The sequence below is a fragment of the Psychromonas algicola genome, assembly GCF_004378355.1.
Lineage (GTDB): Bacteria > Pseudomonadota > Gammaproteobacteria > Enterobacterales > Psychromonadaceae > Psychromonas.
On record NZ_SNUB01000017.1, the window covers coordinates 16,407 to 30,346 of the forward strand.

Here is a 13,940-nt window from a genome sequence, read left to right on the forward strand (position 1 = left end):
AAACAAATAATACCAATTTTGTTAAATATATTATCTAAATTTTACGAAGAAAAAATAGTTTAATTCGAGGCGTAAATTGGCGTAAATGGGTTTCCTTTACGAAATTTATAACGAAGAAGTGGGCTGTTTTAGCCAGTAAAACAGATAAGCTATTTATCGTAATTGGTATAACATTGTACTTTAATAAAATGTACCGTTAAGGTAATGTTCTCTTCATATAAATTTTTTTAACTTTCACGCCGAGATGTTTATCCTAAATTTTCTGCTCATTTCTTTTATCTTTATTGGGTGTTATTTTGTACTTTCTTTTATTGTGTACAGAACACCTAATTTTAAAAAAATAAAATGCTTTGAAGGGGAAGTTGTCTTTAAAGCTATTGAACTTCATTTTGATTTAAGAGACTTTTTTGAAAAAAACTTACTAGGAAATCACTCGGTAATGCTCGCTTCAGAGGATATTCGTTTTTATATTAGTAAAAAAGATTGGCTTAAGCTTTGGGAAATTAAGCCACAACAATTAATTAAAATGGATTGTGGCTTAAACGTTAAAATTAGCACTCGACCATTGTTCTTTGGAGGTTATGGTGTATCGGTTATTGATGAAATTAAAAAAATAGAAACAAAAATTAAAATAATTAAATAAGATGCTTAACAATGATAATCTTTAAGTACTCTGTGAACCGCATAACAAGTTAATTTCCTTATAATTAAAAATAGGCACCACGCACATGAAGTTGATTTTTATCAGTCTGCTGTTTTTATTTACGAACCATTCCTTTGCTTTAGGACGTGTTGTTTCCTACGAAGAGGTTAATACATCTTTGTTTGCTTCAATAGAAAACATTGAAACCTGTGGTGATTGGCGAGTTAATGGAAAATTGGGTAATTTTAGATTATTGACACTGTATTACTCAGGACAAAATTTGTTATTCGTTGATATCGTCGCTTTAAACGATTCTGAGACTCAAATGATACCTATTAAAGGTTTTACTTTTAAAGAAGTTAATAACGACCATGCCGATATTACAATCGATAATTTAGTATGTCATTCCCTAGCAATAAATAAAATACAGATTAATGCCACTGCAACAAATGGGCATAATAACCAAGTTTTTAAATTTTCATTGATCATTGATGGTGAAAAAAACACCTATCAATACAAAGAAGATTTTAGCAATCAATAACTTTATCTTATATAACATCTTAGCCGGATATTAAGAATGAAATCATTTATTCGTAAAGCGTTAACCTATAACCTTTTTTTGATTTACATATTCGCTTTAGGTGGGGTTTTATATAAATTTACCTTATATCACGATTTACCAGTAGCCGCCGGTGAGGCCTATGGTATTGGTGATATTATCGATTTAATGTTTGCCTTAGTTGTTGTTGTATTGTGGTTAACATCAATTGTATTCTCGCTAACTCATTGTTTGTTTTCTTTTAAAAGCAACAAATGGCTTTCTTTGAAGATGTTTTTATTGTCCACTTCTGCTTTGCTAGGTTACCTTTATATTAATTAGAATAATTTAATCAGCCTTCAATTTAGACCGTTATTAAAAATGAGAAAGTGATGCAACTAGATAAAAAGAAAGGGCCGTTAGATAAAATTAAAAGAACGGTGGTTATTACAATGGCTGCCGTTGCTTTTATATCAACATTAATAAAACTATTTACTTCCATTATAACCTTACCTGATGATGCTTCTATTTTGCTTGTATTAAGATTTCCCCCATCATTTGACAATTTTATTGTGACAAGTGATTTATCTGGAATGATCGTTTTGATATTAGATGAGAATGAATTGTTGGGGCGCTCATTTTATGAATTGACCACTGATTATATTTGGTGGATTTCTTTAAGTATCGTAGCCTTAAATAGCCTCTTTCAAAGAATTAAAATAAAGAGTAAATCAGTTTAAACTGCAGGAAGTATTGTTAAGGAAAGTAAATGAATTCATTAAAAATAGCAGTAGCACAAATTCATTCAATTAAAGGCAATGTTGAAGAAAATACAAAAACGCATGTAAAGGCAATAGGAAAAGCCAGTTTAGAAGGCGTTCATTATATTGTTTTTCCTGAATTATCCTTGACTGGTTACGAGCCTGAACTTGCTCAACAATTAGCTTTTTCTAAACAGGATATTCGCCTAACACCATTTATTGAATCTGCAATTAAAAATAATATAAGTATTGCGCTGGGTGTTCCAATCAAAAGTCTTGGACTCCCTAAAATTGGCATTATGATTATTTCTAATAAAGGGCAAATTGATAGTTACGAAAAAATGTATTTACATGAAGGTGAAGCGTTGTTTTTTGGTAAAGGCTCGACTCCTTGTCTATTGAATATTGCTAACACTAAAATTGCGAATGCCATTTGTGCAGATACCAACAACCCTAAACATATACAAGCTTGCGTTCAATTAGACGCGGATATTTATATTGCCGGTGTATTAATAAGTGAAGCGGGCTATAAAGCGGATACTGCGGCTTTGGCTGAATATGCAAAACAATATAATATGCTGGTATTAATGGCGAACCATAATCAAATAACAGGCGGGTGGAAACCAATAGGGAAAAGTGCAATTTGGTCCGAACAAGGCTTATTAGCTTGTGCTAACGAAACAGATAATGCATTGGTTATTGCTGAAAAGCTTTCCGCTGGTTGGCAGGCAAAAATCGTGACCTTGTAAACTAAAACGAGGTGTGGAGTAAATAAATCATGACATTCTTTAAACGACTTATTAGTTGGTTTGCTAAATCACCCGATAGACGTCATTACGGTTATATGGTGGAGTCAAAACCTAATCCTGAAACGGGTGAATTAGAAGCGGTTCATTATTCACCTTATTATGAGTTTGAGTCGTATAGTGAAGACGGATCTATGCTTATTCGCTTAGTGATCACGCTCGGTTTAGAAAGAGTAGTCAATACTAAGTTAAGCTCAGAAAGCAGCGTTGCCGGATTTCTTGAAAGCCGTGATGAATTTTATAAAGATGGTCTTGTGGATTGGGTTTCTGAAATTTATTTTATTAATCAATCTGAATCAGATATACAAGTTAAAGCGACGCATATTAAAGTAGGGCAGGAGGCTTTAGCACTTGAAGATGAGCTAACCATCGCGCCTTTTACATCTAGCATTACACACCCTTTACGTTCAATTAATAGTGTTTATGGCAGTGAATCTGATATTGAAATTACGTTTATATATAAAAATAAAGAATACAAAGTTGCTGGCGTTGCAAAAAGAATGACTGTTGACGCCATTAATTTAAAGTATGCGGGCCAATAAGGTAAGTAAAATATGAACAATACCATGACTAAAGAGCAGGAAGCTTTGTATAAACATATTGATGAGATTCTTTTTTATAAATGGGATCCTATCGGTATTTCATCAGGCAACTGGCCGAGAAATGAATACGAATCTTATTTACCAAAGGTTTATTCGCTTGTTGTCACTAACAGTGAACCATCAATAATTGTTGATTATTTAACCCAGTCAAGAGCTCGCATGGGGTTAAGTGAATCATTAACAAAGGATACGGAAATTACTGAACTATTACTTTTAATTAGAAAAAATTATTTTGAAAAGGTTTGAAGGCATGAAAAAAGTATTTGTTACGTTTTTAATTTGCTTTATCAATACATGCTTTGCTGAAAACACATCCGCAATATATGGCTATGTCAAAGGTGAATATTTCCATCCAATGCTCTCCATTAAAGACAATAAAATACTGATAACATCGGGAATAAATATAAATACACCTGCCCAAATAAAGCCAATATTTGAAGACAATGCGATTGTTATTAATTTAAGTGTGCCTGAAAATTATAATGAAGCATTAGGCGTTGAAGGCGGCGGAACTCGGTCTAAATTAATACAACCCCTTAATCTAGATGGTCAACAGCCAGCGCCATTTTTGTTTTTTCAAAGCATTAATTATCCCTCTATAACACGTTATAACAATGAAAGTATTAATATGAGTTTTTATCATTATTTCTCAAAAGATGATTGGGGGCAGCATTTTGTTAATAAAGCGTTGCTTGTTAAACCAAGTAAAGAAATAGGCAATGAAACGGATGTTAATATCCACGGTTTAACTGATCTCGATAGCGATGGTAAAAAAGAAATCTGGGTTTCTTACAAACTAAGATATGGAGAAATAGGCGTTATGCTATACGAACAAAGCAATGGCGATACATGGGATTTACTGATTAACCATTGTTATTGGTGTGATTAGTGAAAGGTTAGGGTTGATGTTAAATGTGAATGAACTTGTAGAGAAAGGTTTATTTGAAGAAAAGTTATTAACAGATAACGAGCAACTGATTTTTGCTAGTGGATTTTTAGAAAGCATCGTGGATATGCAAGGATAGGAGCATTTTTTACATACAACTTTAAGTACGATGCTTAGTGAATTATCGGAACAAAGATGATTTAAAGTCCGGTCAGATTTTCTTATATCTTTCTATTTTTATTATTTCTAGAAACATATAATAAATGAAATTTAATAGGCGCATAAAATGAAAAATATATTTTACTTTTCAACGACCTTGTCTCTGCTGTTATTTATCCTGTTTACTGGTTCTGGTGAATATGCTTTTTATATAAATAACAGGCTTGAGCGAAGTGTTGATGTTGTTGGTTTTCCATTTATATGGCTGATGGATGGCGTTAATTCTTTGGAAGTAGATATTGCAATTATTCCTTTGCTCCTCAATCTTCTTATTTATTTTATGAGCTGCAGTTTAGTGCTTTTTCCTTTTTCTACTTTTTTAAAGAAAATAAGTGAAAGATCTAAAGCGATTAAAATTGCATTTTTCATTGTTTCATTTATTGCTATTCTCTCTTGGTTTTTGTTGATGTCTGTGAATGAAATATATTTCGTTTCTTCATTTCCAACAGAAGGTTACGAAATGATTCTTAACAATTATCATCTTTCTTTTTATGCTTTAATTAATTAATAAATTTACGAGCAGCTTTTCATGTGGCTGAATCAATGTGTAGTCTTTAGCTATTGTAAATGGAGTTATTATTGATGAATAAAATAGCAATTATTGGTTCTGGTGGTTCAGGTAAATCGACGCTTTCTATGTTATTAGGCAAACAATTGAACTTGCCTGTTTATCATCTCGATAGTTTATATTGGCGACCTGGTTGGCAAAGAATGGAAACGACTCAATGGGTAACGTTGCAGAAAGAACTGTGTAACAAAGCGCATTGGATTATAGATGGTAATTACCAAAGTACTCTTGATATTAGAATTCAAGCTTGCGATACCATCATCTTCTTAGATGTTAACCGTTTTAAGTGTATTTATAGAGCGATTAAAAGAACATTCACAAGTAAAAATCGGCCTGATATGGGGAAAGGTTGTAATGAAAGAATTGATTTCGCCTTTATTAAATTTCTATGGCGTTACCCCAACAAAAGCCGGCCTATTCTTATTGATAAGCTCAATACAGTAGCAAAAGATAAAAGAATAATTATTGTAAGATCAGCTAAACAAGCACTTCAATTATGTAAATAATCGAGAATGAAGTCCTTACCGAGAAAAGGTTCGCAATGTATTTAATTAACGTAAAACGAGATAGTGTAAGCATGGGGGATGATATGAATTCACCTCATGAATATACTTTTAAACTTGATGAGCATGCCTGCTTAAATAATGTATTTACTTATTTAGCAAAGAAACGCTATCTTCCAAAAGTTCAAGGTAATGGGCATAGTTGGGATGCTACTTTTGATAATGAAAATGTTGTTCATTTTATAGCAAACCAACAAACACCAGAACAATCAGAATTACTTACTCTGCCTATTAGTAGGTTTGCTGGTGAAGGCATTGTAGCTGTTTTCTTTAGTTATTATAGCGGCAATAAACAGTAAAAAGAGCGTGTATTATGAATCTAAACGATGAAATCGCAGCACTTAACTCTCTGTTAGTGAGGTATGGCGAACACAAGAAAAAGCTATCAAGTGTCAACAGTCCCTATGATGCTAAGCGTGCATTAAAACAGTTTGCTGGTATGGGCAGCCTCAGTGATTTATATATTTGTAAAATGAATGGGCATAATATCGATCAAGGCGAAGAAGCTTCTGTGAATACGACGATTCATAACCATTTAAATAATATTCGACTAGCATGCGCAGATTTAACAACTAACAATACCTAACTGTATTTGCTATAAAGTGAATGCGGTAACTCAAATTCAAGTAAGGAATATTATGTTTGACGACATGTTATCAGAAATGATCGAACTACTTAAAAAATCAGGAAATGAACATTGGACTAATTGGTTTCAAATTGCCTATGACTTTAACCAATCAGGCAAAGCGTCTGAGTCTTATCGCAAAGTGTTAGGTGCTTATGGTGGAATGGGAAGTTTCAATGATGTTTTTTGGAATTTACCTGAAACTGAATTTGCTAGATTAGAGTATTTAAAAGGTGAAATTTGGAATTATGCTAAAGCCAATGTTTAATAAAATAAAAGGTAATTTTTATGCAAGCTGAACGACATATTTTATCTAGTCATGAACAACTTATCGCTTTATTTTTAGAAGTTAAAAAGGCTTATGAGCACTTTGATGGCGATTATGCTAAAAGTCGTTATGGTGCTTATAACATGTTGAAAGATATGCCTGAATATGAGTTAGCGTATTCACCTTATATCGAGATTGCTAAGGAATGTGAAAGGAGCTCTATTAGTTTAAAGCAAAGCCCTGAAACTGGTCGTTTGTACGCATGGAATGCCAATGTCGCCGGGCATGGGCCGAAACTTGAGTTAAGAGCAGTGACACTAGAACATGTTGAAGATAAAGCGTTGATGAAACTGTATCATGAAAACTGGGCTTATGAATTAGGTTGTCATATCGACCTTGATGCGGCTTATGAAATATAACGTTTTTAAGTGATTCACAAAGGAAAATAAAATGGAGCTTGAACAATACTTCCATCAAGGAAGGATTACATTAGAAATCGTTCCACATGAAATGAAAATGTCTCATTGGGTTTATGCGCCAACATTAACCGACACTTTATCTGATCATTGTTACTTTAATTTAACCAATAAAGTTTGGGATTTGATTTCAGCTAAAGAAGATGAAAGTTCTATTACTTTGTTATTAAGAAAGTATTCCAAAGACTTACAAGAATATGAGATTCAAATTTTTATAGATAAAAATGAAGCCTTAATTAATGGTAAAGCAATTTCTGTATTTGAAATAGACACCTTTTTAAATCATTCGGCGTAAACAAGTCGCCTTAAACATTTTAATAACAGTCGTGATAGTTAGCTAGTCGTTAACTATCACTTTTTATCTTATTGATGCTTTAGCTAGCTTTCCTGAGGTAATGGTTTTTCATGAATAAAAGCTTGATGAGTTGAGCTGCCTTTTAGCTTGTGCATCACCAAGGCCGCGATCAATAGGGTGATTCCTACAATAGCAAAACCCCATTCAATCACCTGAAAATAACTTAAAAAGGCAATAATCACATAGCTTAAACTTTGCGCCAGTGTGGAAAATAATTTTAACCCACCGTCAACTCTTCCACGTTGTTCAATCGCAATCACATTGTGCATTTTATTAATTCTGGCAATTCGGTTATAGGAATTAAAAAAGCCTAAAAGAAGAGTGAGTAAAATGATCACAACCGGAGCAAGGTAAGAGCCCATCAATAACAAAGCAACTCCCATAGCCAACATTGATACTATCATTGCATTTTCATGGTTATAACGCTGTAAAAGACGCGCAATCACTAATCCTGTTAATAATGCGCCGAGTCCATAGCTCATCTTCCATGTTGCAAACCAAGTACCGCTAATACCTTCTGCAGCAAAGTAAATAGGTACCAGTTTGACTAAAAAGGTAAGCACAGGATAAGACAAACACGACAGTGCTAAAAATAAATAAAAGCGGCTTTGTTTTGCAAAAATGCTTTTACTTTCTACAAGCTGCTTAAAAAAGCTTTCTTTTTTAGAAGACCTAAGCTGATGAATATAAGGCGTTGCGATATAACAAATTGCAGATAAAAATGACGCGATGACGGCAAGTAATGAAAATTCCAACATAGACCAATGTTCAAGTAAAATAATGCCTAGTGCGCCTGCGCCTAATGTGGTGCCTTGCATAACCATTTCTTGATAGCTTGATATTTGTGCATATTCCTTTTGGCGATAATTTTCCTGCGTAAAGGCATTATTACAACTCCACGCTAAATCATTAGTTAACCAAAATATTAACTGAGCAAAGGCTAATACCCAAGCCGATTCAAGGTGATTGTAATAAGCGATAAATACAACCAAAGCGGCGCTAACTTGTAACACTTGCATGATAATTAAAATATTTTTACGTGAATGGCGATCAATGAGTGTTGCAAAAAACGGAGTGACAACAAAAGATAGGGAAGTACAAACTAACGCTGTGATTGCTACAAAAGTCCCCATATTAGGTTCGGCTAACATCACCCAAGGTAATGCCATCATAAACATGCCTGATGATATGCCATCAAAAAATCGTGCTGATAAATAAGGAACTGTTCTTTTTTTCATCTTCTTTTCCATGCTTTTTATTTTTATTGCTGCTAGTCTAATACCTCAAGTTAGGTTGAGGTGAAGTTTTATTTTTTGAAAGTTATAAAATATTTTAAATACTGATTAATGGAATAAAAAACATGGAAATGAGCGTCGGTCAAATTGCCAAAAGAGCTGGGGTTAACGTGTCTACTTTACACTTTTATGAGGAAAAAGGGCTCATTGAAAGTTGGCGTAATTCGGGAAATCAACGTCGCTATGATCGCAGTGTGTTAAGGCGTATTGCCGTCATTAAAACAGCACAGCAATTAGGCATGTCATTACAAGAAGTGGCTCTAGCGATTCAACACTTTCCTAAAAACCATGCGCCGACGGATCAAGAGTGGGGCGTGATGGCTGATATTTGGAAGACACAATTAGACGAACGCATTCGTCGATTACAAGTATTACGCGATAACTTGAATGAATGCATTGGTTGCGGGTGTTTATCCAATAGTAAATGTCGGTTAAGAAATCCTGAAGATATTTTAGCAAAAGAAGGTAATGGTTCGATTGTGTTAAAAGAGGCTTATCAATAAAACGTTTAATTTTTTTGATGTTTTAATTGCTTATCTTGATGCAAATCTTGAGTGTTAAAGTATACTGCTAAACGGTGTTTTTTATACGTAAAAATGAGTATGTATACTTTATATTATGATTGTAATATTGAATGGAAATATTTTACAATAAATAGTTTTTGTTAATTTTTTATCAAGGAGGTGTGAGTGAATATGAAATTATTGCTATGGGGTGTTATTCTCATTATTGCTCTAGCTCCATTTTTAGATTCGTTAGATACTCCCTATATTGGTTCTTTTATTCTTTCTCCTTATTTGACGTATATATCAGTAGCTGTTACACCAATCATTGCATTATATGCATATTCGGGAGTTAAAAAGTCGCTTGAATTGCAAGATTCAGAGTTGAAAATCATATCAAATGAAAACAAAAAGCAAGAAATAATTCGTTGTCTAGAAAAATATGAAGTTCTAATAAAAGAGTCGTTATTAAATTATAAACAAACGTTTATTACAGAACAAATAAATGAAGATCAAGAATGTAATGAGTATGATTTTTATCAGGTAATGACAATGTTGTTATTTGAAACTGTTTATGAACAAACAGTTAAGCCCAAAAATTATTACGTTGAAAAAAGCAGTATCCCAAAAACATTTAAAGAGAATATGATGTTCGAAGCTATCGTTATTACATCGTTGCATGTTTCTAGAGTTGCGGAATATATTCATGAATATAAAAAAATATCAGACGATAATTTAGCTGTTGGATTTTATTATAACAAGTACAGAGTTTTAGCTAAGCGTTTGAAAATATTGGGATATATTAACCAAGGAACGTATTGTTTTTGGGAAGAAAAACTTAATAATTTTTAATTTACTATAAGAGGATATCATTAATGGAGCCAAGCTCATTATATATAGGTATAACTCGTATTCTCGGGAAAGCAGGTTATGAATTATTTAAAGAAAAAAACGTAATGAGTTAATTAAGCGCTTAAGTGATGCTCAAATAGATATTAACTCTTTAGAAATTCAGAATGATGACTTTTTTAGTTGCTTTATAGCTACATCTGAAGCTATGAGTAAGTGTACAAATAAGATTAAATTGTCTGCTTTGATAGAAATGTTTGTGAAGGGAGTAGAATCAAAAAAATTATTTGAAGATACTGATAGATATCAGGAAGTTTTATCTATAGTTTCAGATTTATCACATCGTGAAATAAAGGTTCTTTATTACATGTATGAATTTGATATTAAAGAAAATAAGAAAGATGAAAAGTCAGAAGAAAAAGCAACAAGGCAACTACTTTATATAGCAAATAAATTTGATACTAAAATTGAATCTGTTAAAGCTTGGATTGTACGTTTAAAAAGAACAGGCTTGTTGCTTAGCGAAAGTGAATTAAGAACTAATGAAAACTCTATTTCTTTTTCTATGGGATTTGAATTACACCATTTATCACCGATGGCTAAAGATTTAAAGAATTGGATTTTATTTGCAATCGAATCTGACGACATGTAATTAATTAAGGAGCTTATCATCCGGTATAAAGTAGCTAAATAAAATACTATTTTTATACTGTATCAATTATTAAATTTTAAATGTTTTTCTCTGGTTTCCAAATCCAATTCTTTTACTTTAAAAACAACACCTAATTCACAAGTTGTGTTATTACCGCAATCTAGTAAAAATAAAGAGATAAGGCATAATGGCTTATTATTTTTGTTTTTATAAAGTCATTAATTCTCATTAAACAAGGTCAATATGCAACGACATTCCATCGCTTTACCCGCTTCTGCGACACTTTATTTGGGAGAGAATCAGGACTTTTCATTATATCTTTCAGAAAAAGAAATGTTTGCAGTGCAATCGCTTTTAGAGGGCAATTTAGTTGTGCTTGTTGATGATACTTCGGTTAATTTTTTCCTTGGAAATAAAGAATTAGGATTTTCATTTGCGGCCATTAAACAGGCTAAATTAAGCGTTATCAAAGCACAGGGGAAAGTTTGGATTGTCTTAATGGCGACCTTGTTAAAAACAAACAAACCTTTTTATATATTGAAAATAGATGCAAGTTCAAAGTCTGCCATTAATTGGTTTATTGAGCACAAGCAAAGGTTAGAAAGCTATATTGGAACTCCCATTTCGATTGAGGACATTAAGGGCATGATCGATGAATAAAGAAGACTTTCGTTTGGGAATGAGTTTTTATTGTGGTGGTAAAAAATGGCAATGTACGGATATAGGCTCTCGTGTGATCACCGCGATTTGTTTGTCTGATTATAAAGATGACGAGTCATGGTTTAATGGCCCGCCTTATGCTGTTAGTGAAATTGTGTTTGATGAAGATGATCAACAAGTCTGTACACTTGTTAACGAAGATGGTTAGTTCTTTCCTTAAGCTTGAATATTGACTGAAACATTCAACTTATTGCCATCTAGATCGCGCGCATAAGCGCCGTAATAATCAGGATGATAATGACGAGGTCCCGGTGCGCCTTCATCAGTTCCGCCATTTAATAACACAGCAGCATGAAATGCTTTTACTGCTTCACTATCTGGCGCATAAAACATGACTTGTGTGCCATTACCTGAGGTCGCTTTTTGTTGATCAAAGGGTAGTAGAATAAAAAAAGTTATTTTTCCATCCTTACCTGCATAACCTCTTTCTTGAGGATCTGAGAATACACAAGTCATCCCAATTGTGGCTAAAACAGCATCATAAAAATCACCTGAAGCTTTTAAATCATTGGTTCCAATACAAACACCTGAAAGCATAGTACAACCTTGTTTTTATTTGAATAAATATGAAAACGAATGTTACAGTATGTTTTTTAATATGTAACTGTGAATTAATAAATTCAATTTTAATGGTGATAGATATTATGCACTGGGTGTTAATGAGCGAACGCTCTGATGAATATGAACTAAGTATTGATGGATTGCCGCCAGATATTGAACGATTAGATTTGTACTTTGATAGCGGTAATCGCATTACTGACAATGTTGATACTATCGATGTGCCTTACGAACTGTATCCTGAAGAATATTTTGTCGATAATATTATTGCGCCAACGCGATTAGGGCTTTTAATTAACAAAAAAGTTAAGGCTATTTTTGATTCTTTGGATATCAAAAATATTCAGTATTTAAATGTACGGTTATTGGAAAAAAATACTCAATCAATTAACCAAAACTATTACATTGCCAATGTTGTAGGGAAATACGCTTGTGTAGATAAAGAAGCGTCAAAATTAGAGTTATTTGATGATGGAGATATTCAATTCATCAATAAATTAGTATTGAACATTAACAATGGAAAGGATTACGGGCATATTTTTCGTTTGTCTGAATTTCCATCAATTTTGATTATTAGCGATTTATTAAAAACAGCACTGGCTCAAAATAACGTAGCAGGCTTTAAGATTTACAAACCGGAATTATTCTCTCTTTGAGAATAAGAAAGGCCGCCTATTCCAATTTAAAATTGGCATGGAGTTAAAGTGAGTCGATTAGTTATCAAAGGTTTTCGTTATATGGATGTTTGCTTTCAAATTATTAAAAGATGCTCTAGAGCAAGAGCATTTATTGAATGCGATTACCGTTATCGCTATAACTTAAATTTTACATAGGAATTTTTTATATTATGAAAATGGAATATTATTTGATCACCGCATTAATCGTTTCAATTTTTATTCAACTGATTCATTTTATTCGTTCCCTGCCGTTATTAAAGCTTCCAAAAATTAATGTAAAATTAATTAGTACAGGTAAAAACGGTTCCAAAGAACATATGCTTGTAGAGTTTAATTTTGAAGGAAAGTATTTTAAGGAATCATGCGATATAACAGGGATGGGAATCAGCCATTCAACCAACCCCACTTATGTGTGGTTTAGTCCAAGTATAAAAGGAGCGTGTTTTGCTTTTAAGCCAACCATGAAATATATTCTTAAAAATAATGTTAAAATTGCTAAATATATTTTGGGGACTTTTGTTTGGATTTATTTCGTTCTTATCTATTTTGTTCCTGGTTGGCTTTATCAATAGCTATTCTTTAAAATAGCGTTGTAATTTAAGTTAAAGGGACGATATGGCACATCAATATCGAGAATTATTAGCCTACGTGGCTGACCAAGACGGAAATATATCTGTTGAACTTATTACGTTAACACGTAACGGACTTTCCTATTATTTTCAAGATAAGCGATGGCGCAGACCTTATTCGATGTTTTTTAACGATGTTTGTACAAATGATTCAGGCGACTCGTTAAAAATCGCACCATTGACGCGTCATTCAACGCCAAGTTGGGTTAGCTTGGAGCAAGTGGTTATTTCAGATTCTGCTAAGGATCGTTATGAAAAGTGGAATAAAGGTAATCGAGGCTCTAGTTCAATAACCTAAAAGAATAAAATAATGGTAATGAGTTTCCATAGAAACTTATATTTAATCTATTCAATGACTAATTATTTATTATCTGCAGAGATAATGGGAGCAAAAATGGGTAAGTTTGATCGCGCTATATATAAGATTGAGGAAATAGTTAATGATGTACCTCTATCATTTTTTTTTCTTGGTATTCCGACTATTGGAACAGCTCAGGCTATTAATAATGGCGCAGGTTGGGACGCTTTTTATTTTTTTGTTGCTGGCTGTTTAATTATGATTATCCATGCTTTTTTTATTTATAAATTAGTGAGCGTAGAGCTTGAAGAACCTCATCGTTACTCATGGCTCATTAGGCTTATTTTTGTTGGTATTTATTTCTTTGCTATTCCAATTTTATTTATTTATTTTAGTTATTCAATCTCGCTAGAATCCTATGGTGGAATTGCCCCTCTTTAGTTAAATTG

Annotated in this window: 26 protein-coding genes; 24 read left to right on the forward strand and 2 right to left on the reverse strand. The window is 32.9% G+C overall.

Annotation, left to right across the window (positions count from 1 at the left end):
• The first annotated feature begins 313 nt into the window (after positions 1 to 313).
• From E2R67_RS09785 to E2R67_RS09855, 15 genes are all read left to right on the forward strand, one after another.
• On the forward strand, positions 314 to 643 hold the full coding sequence (locus E2R67_RS09785) for a hypothetical protein (protein ID WP_134290773.1): 330 nt from the start codon (positions 314 to 316) through the stop codon (positions 641 to 643).
• Between the two features lie 85 nt (positions 644 to 728).
• A complete protein-coding gene (locus E2R67_RS09790; protein WP_134290774.1) occupies positions 729 to 1,184 on the forward strand; it encodes a hypothetical protein in 456 nt (151 codons plus the stop codon).
• 36 nt (positions 1,185 to 1,220) lie between these two features.
• Positions 1,221 to 1,523, forward strand: a complete 303-nt coding sequence (locus E2R67_RS09795) for a hypothetical protein (RefSeq protein WP_134290775.1) — start codon at positions 1,221 to 1,223, stop codon at positions 1,521 to 1,523.
• A gap of 50 nt (positions 1,524 to 1,573) precedes the next feature.
• Positions 1,574 to 1,921 (forward strand): hypothetical protein, encoded by a 348-nt coding sequence (locus E2R67_RS09800; RefSeq protein ID WP_134290776.1) that lies wholly within the window; start codon positions 1,574 to 1,576, stop codon positions 1,919 to 1,921.
• A gap of 29 nt (positions 1,922 to 1,950) precedes the next feature.
• Positions 1,951 to 2,691, forward strand: a complete 741-nt coding sequence (locus E2R67_RS09805) for a carbon-nitrogen hydrolase family protein (RefSeq protein WP_134290777.1) — start codon at positions 1,951 to 1,953, stop codon at positions 2,689 to 2,691.
• A 29-nt stretch (positions 2,692 to 2,720) separates the two neighbouring features.
• Positions 2,721 to 3,290 carry a hypothetical protein gene (locus E2R67_RS09810; protein WP_134290778.1) on the forward strand — a complete coding sequence of 190 codons (570 nt, stop codon included), beginning with the start codon at positions 2,721 to 2,723 and terminating at the stop codon, positions 3,288 to 3,290.
• A gap of 12 nt (positions 3,291 to 3,302) precedes the next feature.
• Positions 3,303 to 3,596, forward strand: coding sequence for a hypothetical protein (locus tag E2R67_RS09815; protein WP_134290779.1), 294 nt, complete (start codon positions 3,303 to 3,305; stop codon positions 3,594 to 3,596).
• A 4-nt stretch (positions 3,597 to 3,600) separates the two neighbouring features.
• On the forward strand, positions 3,601 to 4,239 hold the full coding sequence (locus E2R67_RS09820; protein ID WP_134290780.1) for a hypothetical protein: 639 nt from the start codon (positions 3,601 to 3,603) through the stop codon (positions 4,237 to 4,239).
• 283 nt (positions 4,240 to 4,522) lie between these two features.
• On the forward strand, positions 4,523 to 4,963 hold the full coding sequence (locus E2R67_RS09825; protein ID WP_134290781.1) for a hypothetical protein: 441 nt from the start codon (positions 4,523 to 4,525) through the stop codon (positions 4,961 to 4,963).
• A 74-nt stretch (positions 4,964 to 5,037) separates the two neighbouring features.
• Positions 5,038 to 5,529: a DNA topology modulation protein gene (locus E2R67_RS09830; protein ID WP_134290782.1), complete on the forward strand. Its 492-nt coding sequence runs from the start codon at positions 5,038 to 5,040 to the stop codon at positions 5,527 to 5,529.
• Between the two features lie 83 nt (positions 5,530 to 5,612).
• Positions 5,613 to 5,885, forward strand: coding sequence for a hypothetical protein (locus E2R67_RS09835; RefSeq protein ID WP_134290783.1), 273 nt, complete (start codon positions 5,613 to 5,615; stop codon positions 5,883 to 5,885).
• Positions 5,886 to 5,899: 14 nt separating this feature from the next.
• The gene (locus E2R67_RS09840; RefSeq protein ID WP_134290784.1) at positions 5,900 to 6,172 is read left to right on the forward strand and encodes a DUF6966 domain-containing protein; all 273 of its coding nucleotides are present in this window, start codon (positions 5,900 to 5,902) and stop codon (positions 6,170 to 6,172) included.
• A gap of 52 nt (positions 6,173 to 6,224) precedes the next feature.
• Positions 6,225 to 6,479, forward strand: a complete 255-nt coding sequence (locus E2R67_RS09845) for a DUF6966 domain-containing protein (protein ID WP_134290785.1) — start codon at positions 6,225 to 6,227, stop codon at positions 6,477 to 6,479.
• 20 nt (positions 6,480 to 6,499) lie between these two features.
• Complete coding sequence (locus E2R67_RS09850) at positions 6,500 to 6,898, forward strand: hypothetical protein (RefSeq protein ID WP_134290786.1); 399 nt, start codon at positions 6,500 to 6,502, stop codon at positions 6,896 to 6,898.
• Positions 6,899 to 6,929: 31 nt separating this feature from the next.
• A complete protein-coding gene (locus E2R67_RS09855) occupies positions 6,930 to 7,250 on the forward strand; it encodes a hypothetical protein (RefSeq protein WP_134290787.1) in 321 nt (106 codons plus the stop codon).
• Positions 7,251 to 7,333: 83 nt separating this feature from the next.
• Here the strand turns inward: E2R67_RS09855 and E2R67_RS09860 are convergent, their stop codons facing one another.
• Positions 7,334 to 8,548, reverse strand: a complete 1,215-nt coding sequence (locus tag E2R67_RS09860) for an MFS transporter (protein WP_134290788.1) — start codon at positions 8,546 to 8,548, stop codon at positions 7,334 to 7,336.
• 122 nt (positions 8,549 to 8,670) lie between these two features.
• Here E2R67_RS09860 and soxR point away from each other — a divergent pair, with 122 nt between their 5' ends.
• From soxR to E2R67_RS09885, 5 genes are all read left to right on the forward strand, one after another.
• Positions 8,671 to 9,108, forward strand: a complete 438-nt coding sequence (soxR, locus tag E2R67_RS09865) for a redox-sensitive transcriptional activator SoxR (RefSeq protein ID WP_134290789.1) — start codon at positions 8,671 to 8,673, stop codon at positions 9,106 to 9,108.
• A 186-nt stretch (positions 9,109 to 9,294) separates the two neighbouring features.
• Positions 9,295 to 9,960, forward strand: a complete 666-nt coding sequence (locus E2R67_RS09870) for a hypothetical protein (protein ID WP_134290790.1) — start codon at positions 9,295 to 9,297, stop codon at positions 9,958 to 9,960.
• A 256-nt stretch (positions 9,961 to 10,216) separates the two neighbouring features.
• Positions 10,217 to 10,609 carry a hypothetical protein gene (locus E2R67_RS09875; protein WP_134290791.1) on the forward strand — a complete coding sequence of 131 codons (393 nt, stop codon included), beginning with the start codon at positions 10,217 to 10,219 and terminating at the stop codon, positions 10,607 to 10,609.
• A gap of 243 nt (positions 10,610 to 10,852) precedes the next feature.
• On the forward strand, positions 10,853 to 11,269 hold the full coding sequence (locus E2R67_RS09880) for a hypothetical protein (RefSeq protein ID WP_134290792.1): 417 nt from the start codon (positions 10,853 to 10,855) through the stop codon (positions 11,267 to 11,269).
• On the forward strand, positions 11,262 to 11,477 hold the full coding sequence (locus E2R67_RS09885) for a hypothetical protein (RefSeq protein ID WP_134290793.1): 216 nt from the start codon (positions 11,262 to 11,264) through the stop codon (positions 11,475 to 11,477). The genes E2R67_RS09880 and E2R67_RS09885 overlap by 8 nt, the downstream gene beginning before the upstream one ends.
• Positions 11,478 to 11,485: 8 nt before the next feature.
• Here E2R67_RS09885 and E2R67_RS09890 read toward each other — a convergent pair whose 3' ends face one another.
• A complete protein-coding gene (locus tag E2R67_RS09890) occupies positions 11,486 to 11,866 on the reverse strand; it encodes a VOC family protein (RefSeq protein ID WP_134290794.1) in 381 nt (126 codons plus the stop codon).
• Positions 11,867 to 11,988: 122 nt separating this feature from the next.
• Here E2R67_RS09890 and E2R67_RS09895 point away from each other — a divergent pair, with 122 nt between their 5' ends.
• The 4 genes from E2R67_RS09895 (at position 11,989) to E2R67_RS09910 (ending at position 13,932) form a co-directional block, all read left to right on the forward strand.
• Complete coding sequence (locus tag E2R67_RS09895; RefSeq protein ID WP_134290795.1) at positions 11,989 to 12,543, forward strand: imm11 family protein; 555 nt, start codon at positions 11,989 to 11,991, stop codon at positions 12,541 to 12,543.
• A 191-nt stretch (positions 12,544 to 12,734) separates the two neighbouring features.
• Positions 12,735 to 13,136, forward strand: coding sequence for a hypothetical protein (locus E2R67_RS09900; protein ID WP_134290796.1), 402 nt, complete (start codon positions 12,735 to 12,737; stop codon positions 13,134 to 13,136).
• A gap of 43 nt (positions 13,137 to 13,179) precedes the next feature.
• Positions 13,180 to 13,491, forward strand: coding sequence for a hypothetical protein (locus E2R67_RS09905; RefSeq protein WP_134290797.1), 312 nt, complete (start codon positions 13,180 to 13,182; stop codon positions 13,489 to 13,491).
• A 96-nt stretch (positions 13,492 to 13,587) separates the two neighbouring features.
• A complete protein-coding gene (locus E2R67_RS09910) occupies positions 13,588 to 13,932 on the forward strand; it encodes a hypothetical protein (protein ID WP_134290798.1) in 345 nt (114 codons plus the stop codon).
• The last annotated feature ends 8 nt before the right edge of the window (positions 13,933 to 13,940 follow it).